This is a genomic window from Plantactinospora sp. CA-290183 (assembly GCF_050936375.1).
Taxonomy (GTDB): Bacteria; Actinomycetota; Actinomycetes; order Mycobacteriales; family Micromonosporaceae; genus Plantactinospora.
Genome location: NZ_JBNJMX010000011.1, coordinates 24,161 through 45,131, shown reverse-complemented (window position 1 = coordinate 45,131; position 20,971 = coordinate 24,161). Strand labels below are relative to the sequence as shown.

Genomic DNA, 20,971 nt, shown 5'->3' with positions numbered 1-20,971 from the left:
GGGTTGCGGCAATAGCAAGACGGACGTACGGTTTTAATGAGCGCGCCGTAACCGGTAAGGCTTGCCTAAGGCAGGCCGCGCGGTGCCGGGTACGAAAGACTGCTCAGGACTACTCACGGTCGCTGGTGTGAAGGAGTACGACGTGGCGAGCCTCGACACCTTCGGTGCGAAGAGCCAGCTGCGCGTCGCAGACGCGAGCTACGAGATTTTCAAGATCAGCACGGTGGCCGGGCACGAACGCCTGCCGTACAGCCTCAAGATCCTCCTGGAGAACCTGCTCCGCACGGAGGACGGCGCGAACATCACCGACGAACACATCCGGCAGCTCGGCGCCTGGGACCCGGACGCGGACCCGAGCGTGGAGATCCAGTTCACCCCGGCGCGGGTACTGATGCAGGACTTCACCGGCGTGCCCTGCGTGGTCGACCTGGCCACCATGCGCGAGGCGGTCCGGGAACTGGGCGGTGACCCCACCAAGGTCAACCCGCTCGCCCCGGCCGAGCTGGTCATCGACCACTCCGTCATCGCCGACCTCTTCGGCCGGCAGGACGCCTTCGCCCGCAACGTCGAGCTGGAGTACGGGCGCAACAAGGAGCGTTACCAGTTCCTGCGCTGGGGCCAGACCGCGTTCAACGAGTTCAAGGTCGTCCCGCCCGGCACCGGCATCGTGCACCAGGTCAACATCGAGTACCTGGCTCGGACGATCATGGAGCGCAACGGCCAGGCGTACCCGGACACGGTGGTCGGCACCGACTCGCACACCACGATGGTCAACGGCCTGGGCGTGCTCGGCTGGGGCGTCGGCGGCATCGAGGCCGAGGCGGCCATGCTCGGCCAGCCGGTCAGCATGCTGATCCCCCGGGTGGTCGGCTTCAAGCTGCACGGCGAGATGCCCGCCGGCACCACCGCCACCGACCTGGTGCTCACCATCACCGAGATGTTGCGCAAGCACGGGGTGGTCGGCAAGTTCGTCGAGTTCTACGGCCCCGGTGTGGGCGCGGTGCCGCTGGCCAACCGGGCCACCATCGGCAACATGTCCCCGGAGTACGGCTCCACCGTCGCGATCTTCCCGATCGACGAGGAGACGATCCGCTACCTGCGCCTCACCGGGCGCCCCGAGCAGCAGGTCGCGCTGGTCGAGGCGTACGCCAAGGAGCAGGGCCTCTGGCACGACCCGGCCGTGGAACCCGACTACAGCGAGCGGCTGGAGCTCGACCTGGGCACCATCGAGCCGTCGCTGGCCGGCCCGAAGCGCCCCCAGGACCGGGTGCCGCTGGGCAACGCCAAGACGATGTTCCGCTCCGCGCTGATCGACTACGTCGGCGACGGGCGTACCGGCGGGCACGGCCCGGCCGACGAGGCGAGCGAGGAGTCCTTCCCGGCCAGCGACCCGCCGGCCAACGACGTCAACGACCCGGCCGACGCACCGCACGACCTGGTCTCGGCGGCCACCGGCGCCAAGGGCCGGGCCAGCGACCCGATCCGGGTGACCCTGGACGACGGCACCGAGTGCGAACTCGACCACGGTGCGGTGGTGATCGCGGCGATCACCTCCTGCACCAACACCTCCAACCCACAGGTGATGATCGGCGCGGCCCTGCTGGCCCGCAACGCCGTCGACCGGGGGCTGTCCCGCAAACCGTGGGTGAAGACCACCCTGGCCCCGGGCTCGAAGGTGGTGATGGACTACTACGAGCGCGCCGGCCTGACGCCGTACCTGGAGAAGCTCGGCTTCCACCTGGTCGGCTACGGCTGCACCACCTGCATCGGCAACTCCGGCCCGCTGCCCGAGGAGATCTCCGCCGCGGTCAACGAGCGTGACCTGACGGCCGTCTCGGTGCTGAGCGGCAACCGCAACTTCGAGGGCCGGATCAACCCCGACGTCAAGATGAACTACCTCGCCTCGCCGCCGCTGGTGGTGGCGTACGCGCTGGCCGGCACGATGGACATCGACCTGGCCAACGAGCCGATCGACGTCGGCTCGGACGGGCAGCCGGTGTTCCTGCGCGACATCTGGCCCAGCTCCACCGAGATCGACGAGGTCATCGCCAGCGCCCTGCGCAGTGAGATGTTCACCAAGGACTACGCCGACGTCTTCGCCGGTGACGAGCGGTGGCAGGCGCTGACCACCCCGGCCGGCGACACCTTCGCCTGGGACGGCGAGTCGACGTACGTGCGCAAGCCGCCGTACTTCGAGGGGATGGAGCGGGAGCCGGAGGCGGTGCAGGACATCTCCGGCGCCCGGGTGCTGGCCAAGCTCGGCGACTCGGTGACCACCGACCACATCTCGCCGGCCGGCTCGATCAAGCCGGACTCCCCCGCCGGCCGCTACCTGGCCGACCACGGCGTGCCCCGGCACGAGTTCAACTCGTACGGTTCCCGGCGTGGCAACCACGAGGTGATGATCCGGGGCACCTTCGCCAACATCCGGCTGCGCAACCAGCTGGTGCCGGGCGTCGAGGGCGGGTTCACGGTCAACCACCTGACCGGCGAGCAGACCTCGATCTACGACGCCTCGCAGGCCTACCAGTCCGCCGGTGTTCCGCTGGTGATCCTGGCCGGTGCCGAGTACGGTTCCGGCTCGTCCCGGGACTGGGCGGCCAAGGGCACCATGCTGCTCGGCGTACGGGCGGTCATCGCCGAGTCCTACGAACGGATCCACCGGTCGAACCTGATCGGGATGGGCGTGCTGCCGCTGCAGTTCCCGGCCGACACCGACGCGGCGGCGCTGGGGCTGACCGGCACCGAGACGTTCTCGATCAGCGGGGTGACCGCGCTCAACGACGGCCAGGTCCCGCGTACCGTGCGGGTCAGCACCGACACGGGCGTCGAGTTCGACGCGGTGGTCCGGATCGACACCCCGGGCGAGGCCGACTACTACCGGCACGGCGGCATCCTGCGGTACGTGCTGCGCAAGATGCTGACCGCCTGATCAACCCCGACCGGCACCGGGCCGGGTCGGTCGCCCCCGTGGCGACCGCCCCGGCCCGGTTCGTATCGGCACCCCACCGGGTCGGTCGCGCAGCGGTCGGCGACCGCCCCGGCCCGATCCATATCAGCACCGCCACCGGGGTCGCTCGCACTGCGGTCGGCGACCGCCCCGGCCCGGTTCGTATCCGGCAGCCCGCCACCGGGTCGGTCGCGCAGCGGTCGGCGACCGCCCCGGCCCGGTTCGTATCGCGGTGGTGGCCTCAGTCGACGAGGAGCACGACCTTGCCCCGGCCGTGCCGGGACTCCACCTCGCGGTGCGCGTCCGCGGCCCGCGCCAGCGGGTAGGTCCGGCGGACGTGGATCCGCAGCCGGCCCTGCGCGTACAGGTCGGCGAGTTCGGCGAGCCGGGCCGCGGAGCGCAGGTTCCGGGTGGTCCGGACGCCGAGTTCCGGCGCCCTGGCGTGCTCCACCAGGGTGACGATCCGGTCCCTGGCCGGCACCAGCGCCAGCGAGACCTCCAGCGCGGCGCCGCCGGCCCCGTCCAGCGCCGCGTCCACCCCGTCCGGTGCCAGCGCGCGCACCCGGTCCAGCAGACCATCGCCGTACGCCACCGGGATCGCCCCCAGCGACCGCAGGTAGTCGTGGTTCTCCTCCCGGGCGGTGCCGATGACGGTCGCACCCCGGTCCACGGCCAACTGCACCGCGACCGTGCCGACCGCCCCGGCCGCGGCGTGCACCAGCAGCGTGTCGCCCTTGCCGAGGCCCAGCTCGGCCAGGGCGATGTGCGCGGTCTGGGCCCCGGCCGTGAAGCCGCCCGCGACCGCCCAGGGCATCTCCGGCGGTTTGGCGGTCACCTGGTCGGCCGGGACGACCAGATACTCCGCGTAGCAGTTGAGCTGGCCGAAACCGAGCACCTCCGCGCCGACGGTGATCCCGGACGCCCCGACACCCGGGCCGATCTGGTCCACCACCCCGGCGAACTCGTTGCCGGGGATCCTCGGAAACCCGCCCGTCACCCCGGGCGGCGTCCAGCCCGCCCGCAGGGCGCAGTCGTACGGCTGCACCCCGGCGGCCCGGATCCGCACCCGTACCTGCCCCGGTCCCGCCGCCGGTGTCGGCAGCTCCACGAGCCGGAGCACCTCCGGCGGACCGAACTCGGAGAACGCGATCGCGCGCATCGTCCACCCCCTTGTCATCCGACGCGATCGAGTCTGCTTCCTCAACCGGCCTTGAGGTCAACGGCTCTCGCCGGCGTCGGACGAATCCGGCAGCAGGCTGGTCGCCCCGGGCACGTACGGGTCCAGCAGGTGGGTGGCGAGCACGATCCGTTGCCAGCGGCTGACCGGTACCTCGGCGCACTCGGCCAGCCGCAGCACGCCCCGCCAGTCCCGCGAGCGACCGCCGCGTACCCGACCGAGCAGCGCCGCCAGCTCGCCGGCCGCGCCCGGCGCACCCGCGTCCCGTACCCCCTCGGTCCGTCGCTCGGCGGCGGCGGTCAGGTCCCGCAGCGTCCGGTCGAGGTGGAGGTCGACGGCCGGGGTCGCCGACTCCAATCGCTCCACCAGAGCGAACGCCTCGGACCGGCCGTCGGCGACCGACCCGTCCCGCCGGTCGAGGGTCCGCCGGTAGAGCGGGGCCCGGGTCTCGTGGTCGCAGAGCACCGCCAGTTCCCGCAGCAGGTCCGCGGGCTCGTCGGCCGCGTGTACGAGGTTGAGCTGGTAGTTGAAGCTCCCCACGTCGTAGCGGAGCTGCCCCGGCCGGCACCGGCCCGGGTCGGCCGGCCCCTTGACGGCGCTCAGCACCGAAGAGGCCGGCTCCGGCCGGCCGGGCAGGGCGAGCAGCAGCAGCAGGCACTCGCACGCCGTCACGTACAGGTCGGCGGCGTCCCGCCGGTCCCGGCTCGCCGCGTTCAGCCCGTACTGCCAGAGCGCCCGGACGCCGTGCCGGTCGAGCGCCACCGTCGCCGCCCAGACGATGGAGAACCCGTTGGCCAGCACCCAGCGCAGCACCGCGCCGAGCCGGCGGCTGACCACCGCGTCCGGCTTCAGCAGCAGCAGGGCGTGGTCGTGGCAGAACTGCTCGACGCGCCCGCCGCCGACCGTGCTGAGATCCTCGAAGCTCTCCCGGAAGTACGTGTCCGCGGCGTAGAGGGAACGCTTCCGGGGCAGCGCGGACAGGAACGTGGGTATCTCCGGGGCGCCGGGGTGGGCCATCCGGCGTCACTCACGCAGTTCCGCGGCGCGGCGGCCGACCTCTTCCGGGCTCAGGAGCTCGCCGTCGAGTACCACCCCGACGAAGCTGTCCAGTGGGATGTGCTCGAAGACGGGTGCGCCGAGGCGGTCGAAGACCGGCCCGGGTACCAGCTTCAACGCGGTGGTCACGACCAGGGTGGGCAGCCGCTGCGCCAGCTCGCGGGTGCCCCGGATGTTGAGGACGGTCTGCGGGCCGATCGCGTCGGCGCCGGCCAGCGCGATCACCGGCCCGCCGGTCACCGCCCCGGCCGGCAGCTGGGCCAGGACCTGGGCGACGATGGAGCTGCTCGGCGCGGAGGTCACCGGGCCACCGCGCTCGCCGACCCAGGCCAGCGCCGCCTTGACCGTGTTGTCCACGGCGTGGTCCAGGTCGGCGCGGATCCGCCGCAGCGCCTCGGCCGGCTCGTCGGAGCGCACGGCGTTGGCGATGTGCCAGATCGGCGCGTAGCCGGGCAGCCGGGCGGTCAGGAACTCGGTCGCCTCGGCCGCCGCCGCGGGATCGTCGATCAGCTCCAACAGTCCCTGGATGACCATCCGGGCCACCCCGGTGGCCCCGGCCGTGGTGACCGTGACAGCCTCCCGCAGCGGGGCCGGCAACATTGCTTGGTCCATGGTATGGCTCTTTCCGTTACGGGTTCGATTCCTGATGACGCCACTCGCCCCGGTATCGGGTCCCCCAATTCGGAGTTTCCCTGTACCAGGTCTGGTAGTTCATATCAGGTGGAGACCCGAAGACGACGAAAAAGCCGTACAGCACGGACCATGGGTGCGACGACGTGCGGCGGAGTGCCCTCCCGCGAGTCGGTGCGCGCAAGGACACTCCCCGTCACGACGGGGCGGCTCAGCCGGTGATCATGCCGACGCCCGCACCGGCTCTGACCAGGGACGGGATGCTCGCCGCCGGATCCAGCCGGTACCCGTAGTAATTGCCCGGTTCGGTTACCGTACCGGCGGTCTCCGGCGGGCCGGAGTTGACGAAGACGTTGTCGCGCTGCACCGCCCGGCCGGGCCCGCTGTCGGCGTAACCGCTGGCCGAGTAGAGCGGATACGGCACGTTCTCGAAGTAGTTACCCTCGACCAGCACACCGGCGTTTTCGGTCGAGGCCACCCCGTACAACTCGTTGTTCAGGAAGTAGTTGTTGTAGACGTGCACCGGTTCACCGAACCGGACCCGGGGGTGCCGTTGCCGGCTGTTGTCGAAGAAGTTGTGGTGGATGCTGACCTTGAGGTGGCCGACGTCGGTGGAGGCGGCACCGTCGGAGTGGCTGATCAACATGCTCTTGTCGGCGTGGTCGAAGTGGTTCCAGGAGACCGTCACGTAGTCCGCCCCGCGGACGATGTCCACCGAGCCGTCCACCGCGCCGGTGAACCGGTTGTGGTCGATCCAGATGTGGTGGGACTCCTGGCCGACGTTCACCGCGTCGTCCTCGGCGGCGGTGAAGTTGAGGTTCCGGACGATCACGTTGTACGACCGGTAGAAGTCCAGCCCACCGCCGGTGATCTCGGCGTTGCCGTCCACCCCGATGATCGTCTTGTTGGGCCGCACCCCCTGCTTGCTGCTGATCCGGATCACGCCCTGCACCCGGATCACCAGCGGGCCGACGGTGTCGATGTACTCCAGGAAGTCCGTGGCGTTGGTGGCCGTCACCACCGGCCCGCCCGCCCCGCCGGTGGTGCCGTTCTGGCCGAGGGCGTTGACGCCGGCGAAGCCGTCCGGCTCGCTCTCGGCCCGCGTCCGGACGGCCGGCGCGAGCTTCCCCACTCCGGCACCGGCCGGGACGATGGTCGGCACGGCGGCGGCGTCGTCGAGTCGGTAGCCGTAGTAGCCGCTCGGCTCGGGCACGCTGCCCCGGGTCTCGATCGGGTGGTTGCAGTCGACGAGGATGTTCCCCCGCTCGACGATCCGGCCCAGGTCCCCGCTGAACTCGACCCGGCCCGGGTTGTTCACGCTGAAGAAGTAGTTGTTCTCCATCAGCACCGCCGCATCGTAGGTGGACGCCACCCCGTAGCTGTTCTCGTAGTAGTAGTTGTTGTAGACGTGCGCCAGGGCGGAGAAGCGCACCCGGGGATGCCGCTGGTCGGACCGGTCGAAGAAGTTGTGGTGGTACGTCACCCGGAGCCGGCCGGTGTCCTGGGCCCCGGCGTCCTCGTCGTGCGAGAGCAGCAGCGTCTTGTCGTGGTCGTGGAAGTGGTTCCACGAGACGGTGACGAAGTCGGAGCCGCGCTTGATGTCGACGGCACCGTCGTCGCCGTTGGAGAACTCGTTGTGGTCGATCCAGACGTGGTGGGAGAACATCTGCACGTTGACCAGGTCGTCGCTGGCCCCGGTGAGGTGCAGGTTCCGGATGATGACGTTGTGCACCGCGTCGGGCGGCGGCGAGGTGACCGTGTCGCTGACCGGCAGCCCGATGTTGAGGCCGCCGCCGGAGAGCGTCGCGTCGGCGCCGAGGCCGACGATCGTCTTGTCCGAGGTGACGTTGTGCATGCCGTCGCTGGTGCCGGTGGGCAGCGCGATCGTGCCCGAGACCTGGATGACGTACGGGCCGGGGCGGGCGATGTAGTCCAGGAACTGCGCTGTGCTGTTGACGGTCACGACCGGCCCGCCGGCGCCTCCGGTGGTGCCGTTCTGGCCCAGGGCGTCGACACCGGCGAAGCCGTCGGCCGGGCCGGCGGGGACCGGCGACGCGCTGCCGACCACCGGGCTCGTCGGCGCGGCGGTGGTGGGGCCCGGGGTGACGAAGAGGGTGGCGACGAGCGCCACGGCCGTCGCGGTGGCCAGCGCGGAGGCGGCGTCCCGACGCCGTCGACGCCGGGTTCTGGTCTGCGGTGCGGTCACGGGGTTCCTGCCCTTCGGATGGGGGTGGCGGGGCTCACGGGCGCGGGCGCGGGTGCCCCGATGCATCGGGAGGCACGGGCTGGAAAGCGCTTTCCTCCGCCACTGTAGGAACACCCCGGAACGCTGTCAACGATCAACATCGATGCCTTCCGCCCGGCGGTCGCGGTCCGGCACACCGGGCGGGCCGCGACGGCGGGGCGGAAGGTGGGCGGCCCGGTCCCCGCTGTGACAGTCTCTTGGCATGGACGACAAGACCATCCTGAACCGGATCAACGAACTCGTCGACGAGGAGCACCGGCTGCGCGGCCACGCCCAGCAGGCCGAGGGTTCGACCGACGAGGACCGGGCCCGGCTGCGGGAGCTGGAGGAGTCCCTCGACCAGTGCTGGGACCTGCTGCGCCGCCGCCGCGCCACCCGCCAGGCCGGTGGTGACCCGGAGACGGCGGGCGTACGCAGCGTGCCGGAGGTGGAGAAGTACCTGCAGTGACGCTCAGCGCGGGTCGGCCTCGCGCAGCAGCCCGGCGGTCAGCTCGGCCGGGTAGGAGCGTCGACGACTAACCGGCGAGGACGGTGGCGACGGCCGGGATCAGGCCGTCCACGACCCGGGTCGGGGCGTACCGCCGCTCCATCCAGCGGCGACCCCGGTGCAGCCAGACGCTGGGCAGGCCGACGGCTGCCGCCCCGCCGATGTCGGCCTCCGGGCTGTCGCCGACCATCCAGGCACCGCGCAGCCGCATCCGGACCCGTTCGGCGGCCAGCGCGAAGATCCGCGGGTTGGGCTTGCTGACCCCGACGTCCTCCGAGATGACCCAGTCGGCGAGGTAGGCGTCCAGCCCGGTACGCCTGATCTTGGTGTCCTGCTGGCGGCTGGAACCGTTGCTGATCGCCACCGGCACCCAGCCGGCGTCGTCGGCGATGCGCAGCGCGCAGGCGATCAACGGATCGAGCCGGGTGTATTCCAGCGGGCCCTCGTGCAGCGCCTCGACCAGGTCGATGGAGGGGATCCGGACCTGGTAGCGGTCGCGGATCGCGTCGGCCACGTCCCAGCGGTTGGTCAGGCCGTCCGCGTCCACCGAGAGCAGCCAGTCGATGTCGCTCTCCGGTGCCCCGATCTCGGCCAGAAAGCTCTGCGCCCATCGACGGAACGGTCCGGCCCGGTCCAGCAGGGTGTTGTCCAGATCGAGGAGCAACAGCGGCACCTGCGCACAGTACGGGACATGGCCCGTCGGACAACAGTCCCCGCATGCAAACAACCACCCGCCGTGGTCGACGCGCGGGTGTTCAGGCGGTGAACAGCTCGGGTTCGCCACCCTGGCCGGCCCGCACGTCGGCGAGCATCCGGTGCGCGTCGCGGACCCGACCCAGCTCGGCGGGGTCCAGCCGGCCGACCACGACCGCCTCCGCCTCGTCGGCGGCCCGCCGCAGCACCCGCCCCTCCGGGTCGTAGATCGCCGCACCGCCGTTGAACCGCCAGGGCGGCGTCCCGCCGACCGCGTTGGCGAAGACGACGTACATGGTGTTGTCCAGGGCGCGTGCCCGGTAGTAGAGATCGCGGCGGTGTTCCGAGCCGACCAGGTAGCCGCTCGGGCAGAGGTAGCCGTGCGCTCCGTGCGCCGCCGCGGCCCGGCCGTGCTCGGGAAAGCAGCCGTCGTAGCAGACGCCGAGGCCGAGGCGCCAGCCGCCGACCAGCAGCGTCGCCCCGCGTTCGCCGGGGGTGAACAGGGCGTTCTCGTCCGGCCCCCAGAGGTGCTGCTTGGCGTAGCCGGCCGCCACCCGCCCGGAGCGGTCGACCACCAGGGCCGAACAGGTCCGCCGGCCGTCCGGGTGCCGGACCGCCGCGCCGACCACCAGCACGGCGTCTCGGTCGCGGGCCGCCTCGCGCAGCGGGTCCAGGCGCGGATCGGCCACCTCGCCGCCCGCCGTGGCCGCCACGTCGGTGCCGGCCGGGTCGGCCCGCAGGGTCGGCGGATGGTACGCCGGCAGGAACAGCTCGGGCAGTACCACCAGGGAGGCGCCCGCGTCCGCCGCCCGCCCGACCAGCCGGGCCGCCGTCACGGCGTTACCGGCCACGTCGCCCGGCACCGACTCGGCCTGTACGGCGGCGACCGTCAACGGTGCGGCCGGTGCGGGGACGGGGGCGGTGGGGTGCGTCACGGCGCCGATCATAGCCTCGGCACCGGCAGGAGCCGATCTTGCCAAAGCACTGCTGGTGTGCGGTGCGACCCATAATCCAAGACGTACGTACGGATTGCATCGCCGGGACCCGCCTGGCACGATCGCAGGTGTGCCCAGGGTAAGTCAGGATCAGCTCGACGCGCGGCGCCAGGAGATCCTGGGCGCGGCGCGGGCCTGCTTCGCCCGGCACGGCTACGAGGGCGCCACCGTACGCCGGCTCGAAGAGGCGACGGGGCTGTCCCGGGGCGCCATCTTCCACCACTTCCGGGACAAGGACTCGCTCTTCCTCGCCGTGGCCGAGGACGACGCCGCCGCGATGGTGGCGACGGTGGCCCGCAACGGGCTGGTACAGGTCATGCGGGACCTGCTCGACCGCGCCTCCTCCCCGGAGACCACCGGCTGGCTCGGCAGTCAGCTGGAGGTCTCCCGGCGGTTGCGCACCGATCCCACCTTCGCCAAACGCTGGGCCGAACGCTCGGCCAGCCTGGCCGAGGCGATCCGGGAGCGGCTGGCCCGGCAACGCGACGCGGGCGTGCTGCGCGACGACGTACCGACGGAGGCGCTGGCCCGCTTCCTGGAGCTGGCCTACGACGGCCTGGTGCTGCACCTGGCGATGGACCGGCCGGCCGGCGACCTCGGCCCGGTGCTCGACCTGGTCGAGGAGACGGTCCGCCGCCCGCGCTGAGCCGGCCGGCACCGTGGTCCGAGCGGGCACTCCGGGCACGGCCCACCGCCGCGCGGCGCGGCCCGGGACGGGGTCATAGGATCACCGGCATGGATCTCGGACTCGCGGACCGGGTGTACGTGTTGACCGGCGCGTCGAAGGGCCTCGGCTTCGCCACCGCCCGGTGCCTGGTGGACGACGGCGCCCGGGTGGTGATCTCCTCCCGCGACGCCGGCCAGGTGGCCGAGGCGGCCCGGCAACTGGGCGAGGACCGGGCGGTCGGCCTCGTCGCCGACCTGACCGATCCGGCGACCGCGGCCCGGCTGGTCGAGACCGCCCGGGAACGGTTCGGCCGGCTCGACGGCGCGCTCCTCTCGGTCGGCGGACCGCCGCGCGGCACCGTCGCCGAGGTGACCGACGAGCAGTGGCGGGACTCCTTCGAGACCGTCTTCCTCGGCATGGTCCGGGCCGCCCGTACGGTGGCCGCGGCGCTCTCCGAGGGCGGCGCGATCGGACTGGTCCTCTCCACCTCGGTCCGGGTGCCGATTCCGCACCTCGGCATCTCCAACGGCCTGCGGCCCGGCCTGGCCGGTGCGGCGAAGGACATGGCGGACGAGTACGGCCCCCGGGGTGTCCGCGTCGTCAGCCTCCTGCCCGGTCGGGTGCTGACCGACCGCAACCGTGAGCTCTTCGCCGCCACCGGCGATCCGGACCGGGCCCGGGCAGCCGCCGAGGCGGACATCCCGCTGCGCCGGCTGGCCGAGCCGGCGGAGTTCGGCCGGGTGGCGGCGTTCGCCCTCTCCCCCGCGGCCAGCTACCTCACCGGGATCAGCCTGCCGGTCGACGGCGGGGCGCTGCGCGCGATCTGACCGGCCGCGACCCGCGGATATAGTGGCCCCCCGTGGTCCGTTCGACAGGTCGTCATGGTGGTGGTGCAGAGGTGGGCGGTCGTCAACCGGCCCGGGAGCTGACCGGAGACCCGGCCGGCAACCTGCCCCGGCCCACCCGGGCCGAGGTCGCCGCGGCGGCCGACCGGCTGCTGCCCGACGTCATCGCACCCGGACTCGACGTGCTGCTCTGCGGGATCAACCCCGGGCTCTACTCGGCGGCCACCGGCTGGCACTTCGCCCGCCCCGGCAACCGGTTCTGGCCCGCGCTGCACCGGGGCGGGTTCACCCCGCGCCAGCTCCACCCGTCGGAACAGGCCACGCTGCTCGGCTACGGTCTGGGCGTCACGAACATCGTGCCCCGGGCCAGTGCCCGGGCCGACGAGCTGGACCGGGACGAACTGGTCCGGGGCGGCGCCGCGCTGGCCGACAAGGTACGGCGGTACCGGCCCCGCTGGCTCGCCGTGCTCGGCGTGACCGCCTACCGGGTCGCGTTCGACCGGAAGACGGCGCGGCTGGGCCGGCAGGAGGAGTCACTGGCCGGCGCCCGGCTCTGGGTACTGCCGAATCCGTCCGGGCTGAACGCCCACTTCACCGCCGACGGGCTGGCCGCCGAGTTCGCCGCGCTGCGGGCGGCCGTGGAGTCGGATCCGCCGCCCACCCCGGCCGGATGGTGGCCGGGCGGCCGGCGGTCAGACCGGGTCGTAGTCGGGGCGGGGCATGGTGATCAGCGGATCCGGGCCGACCGCGTCGGTGTACGGCTTCGGCGAGTCGGCCACCGCGAACTGCGTGCGGTACAGCTCGGCGTAGAGGCCGCCGACCCCCACCAGCTCGTCGTGCCGGCCGCGCTCCACGACCCGGCCGCCGTCCATCACCAGGATCTGGTCGGCCTCCCGCACCGTGGAGAGCCGGTGCGCGATGACCAGCGCGGTACGCCCGGCCAGCGCCACCGACAGGGCCCGCTGCACCGCCGCCTCGGACTCGGAGTCAAGGTGTGCGGTCGCCTCGTCCAGGATCACGATCGACGGGGCCTTGAGCAGCAGCCGGGCGATCGCGATCCGCTGCTTCTCGCCGCCGGAGAACCGGTAGCCCCGCTCGCCGACCATGGTGTCCAGCCCGTCGGGCAGGGCCCGGACCAGCCCCTCCACCTGGGCGCCGCGCAGCGCCGCCCAGAGTTCGTCGTCGGTCGCGTCCGGCTTGGCGTACCGGAGGTTCTCCGCGATCGTCTCGTGGAACAGGTGCGAGTCCTGGGTCACCACCCCGATCGTGTCGCGCAGCGAGTCCAGGGTCGCGTCCCGGACGTCGACACCGCCGACCCGTACCTCGCCGTCGGTCACGTCGTAGACCCGGGAGACCAGCATCGAGGTGGTGGACTTGCCGGCGCCCGAGGGGCCGACCAGGGCCACCATCTGGCCCGGCTCGACGGTGAACGAGACGCCGCGCAGCACCGGCTCGGAGACGGTACGGTCCAGCGCGGCGACGTCCTCCAGCGAGGCGAGCGAGACCTCGGCCGCGCTCGGGTAGCGGAACCGGACGTCGCGGAACTCCAGCCGCCCGGCACCGCCGCGCGGGATGGTGACCGCGTCCGGCTTCTCCGCGATCGACGGGGTCAGGTCCAGCACCTCGAAGACCCGGTCGAAGGAGACCAGCGCGCTCATCACGTCCACCCGGACGTTGGAGAGCGCGGTCAGCGGGCCGTACAGCCGGGTGAGCAGCAGCGCGAGCGTGACCACCGTGCCCGCGCTGACGTTGCCGCGCACCGCCAGCCAGCCGCCGAGACCGTAGGTCAGGGCCTGGGCCAGCGAGGCGACCAGGAGCATCGCCACGAAGAAGGTCCGGGAGTACATCGCGGACTGGATGCCGATGTCCCGGACCCGCTCGGCCCGCTCGTAGAAGCGCCGCGCCTCGGTGTCCGGCCGGCCGAAGAGCTTGACCAGCAGCGCCCCGGCCACCCCGAACCGCTCGGTCATGGTCGCGTTCATCTTCGCGTCCAGGTCGTACGACTCGCGGGTGATCTCCGCCAGCTGCCGGCCGACCCGGCGGGCCGGAATGATGAAGATCGGCAGTAGTACCAGTGACAGCGCGGTGATCTGCCAGGAGAGCGTGAACATCACGGCGGCGGTCAGCACCAGTTGGATGATGTTGCTGACCACGCCGGACAACGTCGAGGTGAACGCCCGCTGGGCGCCGAGCACGTCGTTGTTGAGCCGACTGACCAGGGCACCGGTCTGGGTCCGGGTGAAGAACTGCAGCGGCATCCGCTGCACGTGGTCGTAGACCCGGGTACGCAGGTTGAGGATGATCCCCTCGCCGATCCGGGCCGAGTACCAGCGCTGGGCCAGGGAGAGCAGGGCGTCGGCGACGGCCAGGGCGGCGATCGCCAGCGCCAGCCGGACGATCAGCGTCCCGGCCTCGGAACCGCCCCTGGTGATCGTGTTGATCACGTCACCGGCGAGCACCGGCGTGGCGACCCCGATGATCGCGGCGAGCACCACGGTGACCAGGAACACCCCGATGTCGCGCCGGTAGGGACGGGCGAACTCCGCTATCCGCCGTACGCTCCGCCGGCTCACCCGGTGCCCCGTCACCTCGTCGCTGTTACGCAACGACCGGAGCATGCTCCAACCACCCATGTTGGCACCGGGACCCATCGGGTTGACCACACGACCTCCCACGCTTCGACGATTACGACAACCGGAGCGGTGGCGTGAATCTTCCCGTAGTGATCCTTCTGGCTATTCGCCCAGACCGGCGAGGTCCCGCAGGCGGCGGGTCTGCGCCTCCCGTTCGGCCCGCTGCTGGTCGGCCGGGGAACGCCCGCCCGCGCCGGCCAGGAGGGCCTTGATCTCCACGACCGCGTTCCGGTCGCCGGCGAGGACCGCCGCGGTCAGGTCCCGCACCGCGGCGGTCAGCTCGGGCGGGGGTACCACCACGTTCGCCAGCCCGATCCGCTCCGCCTCGACGGCCCCGACCCGCCGGCCGGTGGTGCAGATCTCCAGCGCCCGGGCGTAGCCGACCAGCTCCACCAGCCGCTTGGTGCCGGCGAGGTCGGGCACCAGGCCGAGGGTCACCTCGGCCATCGCCAGCGTGGCGTCCTCGGCCAGCACCCGCAGGTCGCAGGCGAGCGCGAGCTGGAATCCCGCGCCGAGGGCATAGCCCTGGACGGCCGCGATGGAGATCAGGTCGGGCCGGTGCAGCCAGGTGAAGCCGGCCTGGAAACCGGCGATGCGCTCGGCGCACTCCTCGGGCGGCAGCGTGGTCAGTTCGGCCAGGGAATTACCTGCCGGGTCACCGCCGCCAAGCAGCGAACGGTCGAGCCCGGCCGAAAATGCCCGGCCCTCACCACGCACCACGACAACCCGTACCTCGGCGGGAAGGTCCCGGGAGAAGCCGTACATCGCCCGCCACATCTCGGGCGTCTGTGCGTTGAGTACGTCGGGCCGGCACAACGTCAGTGTCGCGACCGGCCCGTCGCAATTCAGTCGTACGCCGACGGTCACGAATGATTCCGCTGGCGAACACGTCCGGACCAGGTTCCCGAGCGGGTCACGCCTTCTTACGACGACGAGCGCCGCCACGCTGACGAAGCTGTACACCAGACTCGGTGAGCACCCGGTGGATGAACCCGTAGGAACGGCCCGTCGAGGCCGCCAGGGCACGGATGCTTTCGCCGGAGGTATACCGCTTGACCAGGTCCTTCGCGAGCGTCTGGCGCTCGGCACCGACGATCCGGCGACCCTTCTCAGTGCTGGTGGCTGTGCCGGTGGCTGCCATGTTGATTCCTCACGTCCCAGCTGTGCGGTTCGATACGGTCCCACCTATTAGACCGCCTCGGTCGATCATGCGCTAGATATCAACTCTTCGCCAACCGACACGCACAGCAGTGTCAGTTTCCCGATTGAGTGATTGCGCTCGGTGGGCGGATCCGTCCGGGCGGGCGCCGTATCGGCCACGCGCCATGCAACTTTCACAGCGCCCGCGTACGGATTCAGGCACATGGATTCATCGAATGGTGATCCACACCGTACCCTGCCCCATGTGGCAGATCCCCTCGGCACCGTGACGAGCGCCGCCGTGGTCTTCGCCGCCACCGACATCGACGACATCGTCGTACTGACGGTGCTCTTCGTGACGGCCCGCACGGCGGGGCGCCCCCGCCCCTGGCAGATCGTCGCCGGCCAGTACGCCGGGATCGGCGTGCTGGTGGCCGCGAGCGCCGTGGTGGCGGCGGGCCTGCTCATCGTGCCGGATCCGTGGACCGGGCTGCTCGGGCTGCTGCCGGTCGCGCTGGGCGTACGGGCACTGCTGCGCCCGGAGGACCGCGACGGCGCGCCGCCGGTCGTCGGCGGCACGCTCGCCGGTGGCCGGGGTCACCGTGGCCAACGGAGCGGACAACATCGCGGTCTACGTGCCGGTGTTCCGGGCCCTGGGCCCCGCTGACGCCGGGCTGTTCATGCTGGTCTTCGTCGCGCTGGTCGCGCTCTGGTGCGCCGTCGCGGCCTGGCTGGGCGGGCACCCCCGGGTGATCCGCCTGGTGGGCCGGGCCGGCCGCTGGCTGGTGCCGGTGGTCTTCATCGGGATCGGCGTGGTCATCCTGGTCGGCTCCGGGGTGCTCGGCCGGCTCGCCGCCCTGGCCTGACCACCGCCGCCGGACCGACCGGGCCGCGACGGGGGCTGCTCGCGCCGCGCACGGCTGGCGCGAGGCGCGCCGAGGGCTGACGGCGCCGCGCCGGGCTGGCGCGAGGCCGGTCAGGCGAGTTCGACCAGCTCCAGCAGGTCGTCGCTCCAGGCGTCCTCGTCGCCGTCGGGCAGCAGGATCGCCCGGTCGGGCTTGAGCGCCAGCACCGCCCCCGGATCGTGGGTGACCAGCACGATGGCGCCGGGGTAGCGGGCGATCGCGTCCAGCACCTGCTCCCGGCTGACCGGGTCGAGGTTGTTGGTCGGCTCGTCGAGCAGCAGCACGTTGGCCCCCGAGCAGACCAGCGTGGCGAGCGCCAGCCGGGTCTTCTCGCCGCCGGAGAGCACCCCGGCCGGCTTCTCCACGTCGTCGCCGGAGAAGAGGAAGGCGCCGAGGATCTTGCGGAGGTCCGTGTCGGACTGCTCACCGCCGGCGCTGCGCATGTGCTCCAGCACGGTCCGGTCCACGTCCAGCGTCTCGTGCTCCTGGGCGTAGTAGCCCAGCCGCAGCCCGTGCCCCGGCCGGACCTCCCCGGTGTCCGGCTCCAGCAGGCCGCCGAGCATGCGCAGCAGGGTCGTCTTGCCGGCGCCGTTGAGACCGAGGATCGCCACCCGGGAACCCCGGTCGACGGCGACGTTCACATCGGTGAAGATCTCCAGCGACCCGTACGACTTGGAGAGGCCGGCCGCGGTCAGCGGCGTCTTGCCGCACGGCACCGGGCTCGGGAAGCGCACCTTGGCCACCCGGTCGGCGACCCGGACGTCCTCCAGCCCGGAGATCAGCTTCTCGGCCCGCCGGGCCATGTTCTGCGCGGCGACGGTCTTGGTCGCCTTGGCCCGCATCTTGTCGGCCTGGGCCATCAGCGCGCCGGCCTTCTTCTCCGCGTTGGCCCGTTCCCGGCGCCGCCGCCGCTCGTCGGTCTCCCGCTGCTCCTGGTACGCCTTCCAGCCGAGGTTGTAGACGTCCACGACCGAGCGGGTGGCGTCGAGGAACCAGACCTTGTTGACCACCGACTCCAGCAGGGACGAGTCGTGGCTGATCACGATCAGCCCGCCCTTGTGGTTGGCGAGGAAGCCGCGCAGCCAGGTGATCGAGTCGGCGTCCAGGTGGTTGGTCGGCTCGTCGAGCAGCAGGATGCCCCCGCCGTTCTCACCGGCGTCGCGGAACAGGATCCGGGCCAGTTCGATGCGGCGGCGCTGCCCGCCGGAGAGGGTGCCGATGGTCTGGGCCAGCGCCCGGTCGGGCAGGCCCAGGTTGGCGCAGATCCGCGCCGCCTCGGCCTCGGCGGCGTACCCGCCGAGGGAGGCGAACTGGTCCTCCAGGGCTCCGTAGCGCCGCACCAGCCGGTCGTCGACGCCCTCGGCGAGCTTGGCCTCGACGTCCTTCATCTGCGTCATCAGCACGTCCAGGCCGCGCGCGGAGAGGACCCGGTCCCGGCCGGTCACGTCCAGGTCACCGGTGCGGGGGTCCTGCGGCAGGTAGCCGATGGCGCTGCGCCGGTCGATCTGGCCGGCGTACGGCTGACCCTCGCCGGCCAGCACCTTCAGCGTGGTGGTCTTGCCGGCGCCGTTGCGGCCGACCAGCCCGATCCGGTCGCCGGGCTGGACCCGCAGGGTGGTGTCGGACAGCAGGATCCGGGCGCCGGCACGAAGTTCCAGGCCGCTCGCAGTGATCATCTCGGAGAACTCGCTCTCGGGGTCGAAGGCTGACTCAGGGCACAGAAACCAGCCGGCGGAGCGACATGTTCCGTCGGCACGGGGCGGTTCAGCCTTCGCAGAGCAGCACGGGTGCGATTGTACCGGGCGCCGCCGGCCCGCCGTCGCGGATTACCAACCCAAGATCAGGGCGGGAACCGCCGGCGGGGACCGGGCGCGGGAACGCCGGTCAAGATCAGGGGCGGATTACGGATCAGGGCCAGTGGGTATCGCCGACGCCATCCGGAGATCGGAGATGTGATGAAGCTCAACGACGACGCGCGCATCGACACCAGTCAGGTGGAGGACCGCCGCGGTTCCGGCGGCGGGTTGGCCGGGATCCCCATCCCGATCTCCGGTCGGGGCGGCATCATCGGCCTGATCGCCACCGTCCTGGTCGCGCTGGCCGGCGGCGGCATCGGGCTCAGCGCGATGAACGGCGGTGACGGTGGCGACAACACCGCCATCGAGCAGAAGTGCGCCGCCGACGACGCGCTCAACCAGCTCGACTGCCGCAACAACCTGTACGTCAACTCCATCCAGGCGTACTGGGAAGGGGCGCTGCCGCAGAACTTCGGCAGGCCGTACCAGGAGTCCGACACCGTCTTCTTCGAGCAGGTGGTGAGCAGCGGCTGCGGCCAGGCCGACTCCGGGGTGGGCCCGTTCTACTGCCCGGCGGACGACAAGGTCTACATCGACCTCAGCTTCTACCAGGTGCTGGCCGAGCAGCTCGGCGCTCCCGGCGAGTTCGCCCAGCCGTACGTCCTGGCGCACGAGTACGGCCACCACGTGCAGGATCTGCTCGGCACCGAGGCACAGGTACGCCGCGAGCAGGGGCGGGACCCCGAGGACGCCAACCGGCTCTCGGTACGGATGGAACTCCAGGCGGACTGCTACGCCGGAGCCTGGGCGCGCAACGCGACCGGCACCGCCGACGAGCAGGGCGTGAAGATCTTCGACAGCCTCGGCGCGCAGGACATCCAGGAGGGCCTGGACACCGCGGCGGCGATCGGCGACGACAGGATCCAGCAGCGCTCCGGCGGGCGCATCGACGAGTCGCAGTTCACCCACGGCACGGCCGCCGAGCGGCAGCAGTGGTTCCGGCAGGGCTACGACACCGGCGACCCGAAAACCTGCGACACCTTCGGTACGGCCGGCTGACCGTCCGGCCGGGGATCACTGCGGGTCGCGGACCAGCACCCGTACCGCCCGCGCGGCGGTGACCGCCTCGACCAGGACGGCGTGCCGGGGCTCGGGCACGTCGAGCAGGCGGTCGGCGCGCAGTGCGGCGAGCGGGCCGAGCCGGCGGTCGGCCAGGATGGTGTCCAGGGTTCGCCGGTCGCCGCCGGTGACCAGGGCGGCGAGCGCGCCGGCCTCGGGCAGCAGCAGCCGTACGGCCAGGTCGGCCGCCTCGCCGGCGGCCGCCTTCGCCTGGTTGTCCCGACGGCGGGCGAAGCGGTGCTGGGACCAGCCGCCGGCGGCGGTACGGGCCTGCACGTACCGGGTGTCCACCTTGGAGACCACCAGCCGCTCCCCCTCGGCGACGCCGACCGCGACGGCGCTCTTGCGGGCCAGCAGCAGCCCCAGCCGGCGGGGCGCGTCAACGGCGGCCAGGAAGCCCGGCAGGTCGGGCGCGGCCGGCGCACCCGGCGGGTGGTGCAGGATCGCGGTGGTGCCGTCCGGCGCGCTCAGCCGGAGACCCTCCGGCCCTGCCGCGACCTCCGGCGGACCGCCGTGCCGGCCGGTGAAGCCCTCGATCCAACGGGCCATCCGGCCCGGCGGCACGTCCACCCACCGGCCGCCACCGGCGGCGGGTCGGCTGCTCATCACCCGACGGTACGGCACGGGTCGTCCGCCCGCGCGCGGCGGCCCGGCCGGAGCCCCGGCAGCAGCAGTTCGCCGGCCAGCGCGCTGATCAGGTCAGCAGCCCGACGGCCGCGGCCTGATCGGCGCAGCAGCAGCCCGACGGCCGCGGCGGTGATCAGCCCAGCAGCAGCGCGACGGCCGGGGCGCTGATCAGCCCAGCAGCAGCGCGACGGCCAGGGCGCTGATCAGCCCAGCAGCAGCGCGACGGCCAGGGCGCTGATCAGCCCAGCAGCAGCGCGACGGCCAGGGCGCTGATCAGCCCAGCAGCAGCGCGACGGCCAGGGCGCTGATCAGCCCAGCAGCAGCGCGACGGCCAGGGTGGTGATCAGGGCGCTGGACAGCAGCGCCGTGGCGAGCCGGCCGCGCGGGCCGGCCAGCACCCGGCCGACCAGCGAGCCCCCGGTCGCGATCAGCAGCTGCCAGCTCGCGGAGGCGGCGAACGCGGCGGCGACGAAGAGCGCGGCCGCCCCCGGCGACCAGCCCGCGTCGGCCCGCCGGCCGAGCACCAGCGCGGCGAAGTAGAGGATCGTCATCGGATTCAGCAGGGTCAGCGCGAGCAGCCCGGCGTACGCCCGGGTCGGAGTGCCCAACCCGCGGCCGGCGCGGGCGGCCCGGGCCGGATCACGACGGTGCCGCACGGCGGTGACCGCCCCCGAGACGGCCAGGGCCAACAGCACCGCGACGGCGATCCACCGCAGCGGACCGGCGAACGGCTCGATCAGGCCGGCGAGCGCGGCGCCGCCGAGCACCGCCACCGCCGCGTAGAGGCCGTCGGCGGTGGCCACACCGAGCGCGGCGACCGCGCCCACCCGGATGGAGGTACGCGCGGCCAGGCCCATGACCAGGATCGCGATGGCGCCCACCGGTACCGCGACACCGTAACCGGCGACCAGGCCGGCGAGGAACGCGTCCGTCATGTCGGGACGGGGCTGATCGGCACCGGACCGGCGCAACGGCGCTGTCGCCGGGCGGCCCTGGCCGCGACGAC

At 72.4% G+C, this 20,971-nt stretch carries 19 protein-coding genes and 1 pseudogene; 8 read left to right on the top strand and 12 right to left on the bottom strand.

The genetic code is table 11. The annotated features are described in order from the left end of the window. The first annotated feature begins 127 nt into the window (after positions 1-127). A complete protein-coding gene (locus ACQEUR_RS17735; RefSeq protein WP_433032080.1) occupies positions 128-2,932 on the top strand; it encodes an aconitate hydratase in 2,805 nt (934 codons plus the stop codon). Positions 2,933-3,191: 259 nt separating this feature from the next. Here the strand turns inward: ACQEUR_RS17735 and ACQEUR_RS17730 are convergent, their stop codons facing one another. The 4 genes from ACQEUR_RS17730 to ACQEUR_RS17715 form a co-directional block, all read right to left on the bottom strand. Next, entirely contained in the window at positions 3,192-4,109 is a 918-nt protein-coding gene (locus tag ACQEUR_RS17730; protein ID WP_433032077.1) for an NADP-dependent oxidoreductase, read from the bottom strand. A 57-nt stretch (positions 4,110-4,166) separates the two neighbouring features. Continuing rightward, positions 4,167-5,144: a nucleoside-diphosphate kinase gene (locus ACQEUR_RS17725; protein ID WP_433032074.1), complete on the bottom strand. Its 978-nt coding sequence runs from the start codon at positions 5,142-5,144 to the stop codon at positions 4,167-4,169. Between the two features lie 6 nt (positions 5,145-5,150). Further along, the gene (locus ACQEUR_RS17720) at positions 5,151-5,795 is read right to left on the bottom strand and encodes a hypothetical protein (RefSeq protein ID WP_433032071.1); all 645 of its coding nucleotides are present in this window, start codon (positions 5,793-5,795) and stop codon (positions 5,151-5,153) included. Between the two features lie 229 nt (positions 5,796-6,024). Beyond that, complete coding sequence (locus ACQEUR_RS17715; protein ID WP_433032068.1) at positions 6,025-8,019, bottom strand: pectate lyase family protein; 1,995 nt, start codon at positions 8,017-8,019, stop codon at positions 6,025-6,027. A 241-nt stretch (positions 8,020-8,260) separates the two neighbouring features. On the opposite strand from ACQEUR_RS17715, the gene ACQEUR_RS17710 reads away from it, so the two are divergent. After that, positions 8,261-8,506 carry a DUF2630 family protein gene (locus ACQEUR_RS17710; protein ID WP_433032065.1) on the top strand — a complete coding sequence of 82 codons (246 nt, stop codon included), beginning with the start codon at positions 8,261-8,263 and terminating at the stop codon, positions 8,504-8,506. A gap of 67 nt (positions 8,507-8,573) precedes the next feature. On the opposite strand, the gene ACQEUR_RS17705 is transcribed toward ACQEUR_RS17710, so the two are convergent. Both ACQEUR_RS17705 and ACQEUR_RS17700 read right to left on the bottom strand, forming a co-directional pair. Beyond that, a complete protein-coding gene (locus tag ACQEUR_RS17705; RefSeq protein WP_433032062.1) occupies positions 8,574-9,218 on the bottom strand; it encodes an HAD family hydrolase in 645 nt (214 codons plus the stop codon). A gap of 82 nt (positions 9,219-9,300) precedes the next feature. After that, positions 9,301-10,173, bottom strand: coding sequence for a carbon-nitrogen hydrolase family protein (locus ACQEUR_RS17700; protein WP_433032059.1), 873 nt, complete (start codon positions 10,171-10,173; stop codon positions 9,301-9,303). 130 nt (positions 10,174-10,303) lie between these two features. Here ACQEUR_RS17700 and ACQEUR_RS17695 point away from each other — a divergent pair, with 130 nt between their 5' ends. From ACQEUR_RS17695 to mug, 3 genes and pseudogenes are all read left to right on the top strand, one after another. Further along, entirely contained in the window at positions 10,304-10,879 is a 576-nt protein-coding gene (locus ACQEUR_RS17695; protein WP_433032056.1) for a TetR/AcrR family transcriptional regulator, read from the top strand. 89 nt (positions 10,880-10,968) lie between these two features. Next, positions 10,969-11,727: an SDR family oxidoreductase gene (locus tag ACQEUR_RS17690; protein ID WP_433032053.1), complete on the top strand. Its 759-nt coding sequence runs from the start codon at positions 10,969-10,971 to the stop codon at positions 11,725-11,727. 71 nt (positions 11,728-11,798) lie between these two features. Further along, positions 11,799-12,386, top strand: a pseudogene (gene mug / locus ACQEUR_RS17685) (G/U mismatch-specific DNA glycosylase); the annotation flags it as partial. Between the two features lie 51 nt (positions 12,387-12,437). Here the strand turns inward: mug and ACQEUR_RS17680 are convergent. The 3 genes from ACQEUR_RS17680 to ACQEUR_RS17670 form a co-directional block, all read right to left on the bottom strand. Further along, positions 12,438-14,396 carry an ABC transporter ATP-binding protein gene (locus tag ACQEUR_RS17680; protein ID WP_433032217.1) on the bottom strand — a complete coding sequence of 653 codons (1,959 nt, stop codon included), beginning with the start codon at positions 14,394-14,396 and terminating at the stop codon, positions 12,438-12,440. Between the two features lie 84 nt (positions 14,397-14,480). Continuing rightward, the gene (locus ACQEUR_RS17675) at positions 14,481-15,245 is read right to left on the bottom strand and encodes an enoyl-CoA hydratase/isomerase family protein (protein ID WP_433032050.1); all 765 of its coding nucleotides are present in this window, start codon (positions 15,243-15,245) and stop codon (positions 14,481-14,483) included. Positions 15,246-15,291: 46 nt separating this feature from the next. Then, positions 15,292-15,519, bottom strand: a complete 228-nt coding sequence (locus ACQEUR_RS17670; RefSeq protein WP_007462679.1) for a helix-turn-helix domain-containing protein — start codon at positions 15,517-15,519, stop codon at positions 15,292-15,294. A gap of 264 nt (positions 15,520-15,783) precedes the next feature. On the opposite strand from ACQEUR_RS17670, the gene ACQEUR_RS17665 reads away from it, so the two are divergent. Then, positions 15,784-16,185, top strand: coding sequence for a cadmium resistance transporter (locus ACQEUR_RS17665; protein ID WP_433032047.1), 402 nt, complete (start codon positions 15,784-15,786; stop codon positions 16,183-16,185). Beyond that, the gene (locus ACQEUR_RS17660; RefSeq protein WP_433032044.1) at positions 16,154-16,384 is read left to right on the top strand and encodes a cadmium resistance transporter; all 231 of its coding nucleotides are present in this window, start codon (positions 16,154-16,156) and stop codon (positions 16,382-16,384) included. Before ACQEUR_RS17665 ends, ACQEUR_RS17660 begins: the two co-directional genes overlap by 32 nt. 110 nt (positions 16,385-16,494) lie before the next feature. Here ACQEUR_RS17660 and ACQEUR_RS17655 read toward each other — a convergent pair whose 3' ends face one another. Then, complete coding sequence (locus ACQEUR_RS17655) at positions 16,495-18,099, bottom strand: ABC-F family ATP-binding cassette domain-containing protein (RefSeq protein ID WP_433032041.1); 1,605 nt, start codon at positions 18,097-18,099, stop codon at positions 16,495-16,497. 279 nt (positions 18,100-18,378) lie between these two features. Here ACQEUR_RS17655 and ypfJ point away from each other — a divergent pair, with 279 nt between their 5' ends. Beyond that, positions 18,379-19,278 (top strand): KPN_02809 family neutral zinc metallopeptidase, encoded by a 900-nt coding sequence (gene ypfJ / locus ACQEUR_RS17650; protein WP_433032038.1) that lies wholly within the window; start codon positions 18,379-18,381, stop codon positions 19,276-19,278. Positions 19,279-19,293: 15 nt separating this feature from the next. Here the strand turns inward: ypfJ and ACQEUR_RS17645 are convergent, their stop codons facing one another. Both ACQEUR_RS17645 and ACQEUR_RS17640 read right to left on the bottom strand, forming a co-directional pair. Continuing rightward, positions 19,294-19,944, bottom strand: a complete 651-nt coding sequence (locus tag ACQEUR_RS17645) for an acVLRF1 family peptidyl-tRNA hydrolase (protein ID WP_433032035.1) — start codon at positions 19,942-19,944, stop codon at positions 19,294-19,296. A 329-nt stretch (positions 19,945-20,273) separates the two neighbouring features. Beyond that, complete coding sequence (locus ACQEUR_RS17640) at positions 20,274-20,900, bottom strand: LysE family transporter (protein WP_433032032.1); 627 nt, start codon at positions 20,898-20,900, stop codon at positions 20,274-20,276. Positions 20,901-20,971 lie beyond the last annotated feature (71 nt).

Bases quoted from the DNA above. Each gene is read 5' to 3' on its own strand.
- ACQEUR_RS17680 (WP_433032217.1), bottom strand. From the start codon at position 14,396: ATGGGTCCCGGTGCCAACATGGGTGGTTGGAGCATGCTCCGGTCGTTG.
- ACQEUR_RS17645 (WP_433032035.1), bottom strand. From the start codon at position 19,944: ATGAGCAGCCGACCCGCCGCCGGTGGCGGCCGGTGGGTGGACGTGCCG.
- ACQEUR_RS17710 (WP_433032065.1), top strand. From the start codon at position 8,261: ATGGACGACAAGACCATCCTGAACCGGATCAACGAACTCGTCGACGAG.
- ACQEUR_RS17655 (WP_433032041.1), bottom strand. From the start codon at position 18,099: ATGATCACTGCGAGCGGCCTGGAACTTCGTGCCGGCGCCCGGATCCTG.
- ypfJ (WP_433032038.1), top strand. From the start codon at position 18,379: ATGAAGCTCAACGACGACGCGCGCATCGACACCAGTCAGGTGGAGGAC.
- ACQEUR_RS17640 (WP_433032032.1), bottom strand. From the start codon at position 20,900: ATGACGGACGCGTTCCTCGCCGGCCTGGTCGCCGGTTACGGTGTCGCG.
- ACQEUR_RS17720 (WP_433032071.1), bottom strand. From the start codon at position 5,795: ATGGACCAAGCAATGTTGCCGGCCCCGCTGCGGGAGGCTGTCACGGTC.
- ACQEUR_RS17730 (WP_433032077.1), bottom strand. From the start codon at position 4,109: ATGCGCGCGATCGCGTTCTCCGAGTTCGGTCCGCCGGAGGTGCTCCGG.
- ACQEUR_RS17670 (WP_007462679.1), bottom strand. From the start codon at position 15,519: ATGGCAGCCACCGGCACAGCCACCAGCACTGAGAAGGGTCGCCGGATC.
- ACQEUR_RS17725 (WP_433032074.1), bottom strand. From the start codon at position 5,144: ATGGCCCACCCCGGCGCCCCGGAGATACCCACGTTCCTGTCCGCGCTG.
- ACQEUR_RS17690 (WP_433032053.1), top strand. From the start codon at position 10,969: ATGGATCTCGGACTCGCGGACCGGGTGTACGTGTTGACCGGCGCGTCG.